Origin of the sequence: Propioniciclava sp., assembly GCF_029977985.1 — a bacterium.
In the GTDB taxonomy this organism is placed as follows: Bacteria; Actinomycetota; Actinomycetes; order Propionibacteriales; family Propionibacteriaceae; genus Propioniciclava.
The window spans coordinates 1-1,726 of sequence record NZ_JARKOT010000281.1 but is presented as its reverse complement, the minus strand read 5'-3'; the positions used below and the strand labels follow the sequence as shown (position 1 = coordinate 1,726).

The window sequence follows — 1,726 nt, the reverse complement described above, 5'->3', positions numbered from 1 at the left end:
GACGTGCTACAGCAACCTCGCCCCGCTGTCGCGCAGGGCGCACCGCGGCAAGACGCACTCCCGCTTCACGGTGGAACCCTTGGGCGGCGACCGCCACCTGTGGACCAGTCGCTACGGCTATCGCTACCTCACCACGCCCTCAGGCGCCCGTTACCTCGACCCGAAGGCACTCGACACTGTCAACTGCGTCATCCAAGCCCTCACCTACCGCGCCGGCACCACAAGCGACCTGTGGGTCCCTCAGACCTCCTCCTGTCGGACCTCTCGCTCGTACGACTGACCTCGCCCCGGGCCGCCGCGGCCGTCGTCGACCACGTTGGTGCGCTCACTCGTGATGCGCGTGCGCGGGCGGGCGGCCACGAAGCCGAAGACGAGCCACAGCCCGGCTGCGACCAGCAGGATGAACCCGACGGTGCGGGTGTCGAAGCCTGGAATGATGTCCTGCATCGCGAACGCCATGATCGCCCCCAGGACGCCAAGTGCGATCGGACCGCCGATGTTCATGTAGCGCATGGCCGCATGCTACCCGGCCGGGGTACCATCGGGCCTAGTCGCCCCTGCCCGCACCAGCGCGACACCCGCGAGGAGCACCGCACCGCCGAACAACTGCAGCCCACTCGGCAGCTCCCCGAGCAGCAGCCAGGCCCACGCGACGGCGCACACCACCTCGGTCAACCCCACGAAGCTCGCCACCGTCGACCCCAGCCGCCGGGCCGCCACGAACCCCAGCACATACGCCAGCGCCGCCGCCACGACCACCAACTCCGCCACCGGCACCCACCACGGCATGACGGCACCCAGCACGGCGGCGTCCGCGAAGCTCGCCCGCAACGGCACCAGACCGATCAGCCCGAACACCAATAACGCCACCGCACCCACCCCGAGCCCCGACGCCACGAAAGCCACCGGCGGCACCCCCGTCGTGTTCGCCGACGTGATGAAATAGACGGCCATGCCCGTCGCCGCGAACAGCGCCCACGCGACACCGCGCGGGTCAGCGCCGGCCAGGTCGCCAGGGTTCAGCACAACCGCGAGTCCGGCGACGGCCACCACCATGCCGCCCAACGTCACCCAGCCTGGACGCCGCCGCGTCCGCACCCACTCGTAGAGCACCACGAGCACCGCCCCGAGGTACTCCATGAGCAGCGCCACCCCGACCTCGATGTACGTGATCGCGTTGAAGTACGCCACCTGCACGGCCGCCCCGGCGAAGACGCCGTACAGCAGGATCGGACGCCAGCGCTCCAGCAACGGCCGCCAGCGCCCACGCAGCGCCAGCCACGCCGGGACGGAGAGCAGGAGCGACGCCGCCCCGAGCCGCACGAGCACCGCCGCCGCCGGCGACCAGCCGGCCGCCAGCAACGATTTCCCGAACACCCCGGACGTGCCGAACATGGCGGCGGACACCAGCGCCACGGCGAGACCGCTCGCGCGTCCATCGCTCGGGGGGGTCATGCGAGGACGATAGCGGGACGCTAGGTTGCCTACCGTGAACCCGTCCAGACCCAGCTTCGACGAACTGGGCATCGCCACCGCACGCCTCTGGGCGACCCGCAGCGCGGACGCCAAGGTCCAGGTCGGCGCATGCCTGCTCGACCACTTCCACCGCGTCGTCGGCGTCGGCTACAACGGGCGCGCCGCCGGCGAACCCAACGAACGGGAGTCCCTCGAGCAGGGCCAGAGCGGCTTCATCCACGCCGAGGTGAACGCCCTGCTCGCCGCCAAC

General features: G+C 71.0%; 3 protein-coding genes and 1 pseudogene. 2 read left to right on the top strand and 2 right to left on the bottom strand.

Annotated features, from left to right (window positions below):
• Positions 1–280, top strand: a 280-nt coding sequence (locus tag Q1K57_RS15050) for a hypothetical protein (protein ID WP_300084113.1), incomplete at its 5' end; no start/stop codon positions are given.
• On the opposite strand, the gene Q1K57_RS15045 is transcribed toward Q1K57_RS15050, so the two are convergent.
• The gene (locus Q1K57_RS15045) at positions 241–513 is read right to left on the bottom strand and encodes a hypothetical protein (RefSeq protein WP_300084111.1); all 273 of its coding nucleotides are present in this window, start codon (positions 511–513) and stop codon (positions 241–243) included. The two genes, Q1K57_RS15050 and Q1K57_RS15045, sit on opposite strands and share 40 nt — an antisense overlap.
• Before the next feature lie 9 nt (positions 514–522).
• Positions 523–1,455 carry a DMT family transporter gene (locus tag Q1K57_RS15040; RefSeq protein WP_300084109.1) on the bottom strand — a complete coding sequence of 311 codons (933 nt, stop codon included), beginning with the start codon at positions 1,453–1,455 and terminating at the stop codon, positions 523–525.
• Between the two features lie 34 nt (positions 1,456–1,489).
• Between Q1K57_RS15040 and Q1K57_RS15035 the strand changes: the two are divergent.
• Positions 1,490–1,726: pseudogene (locus Q1K57_RS15035) on the top strand (hypothetical protein); the annotation flags it as partial.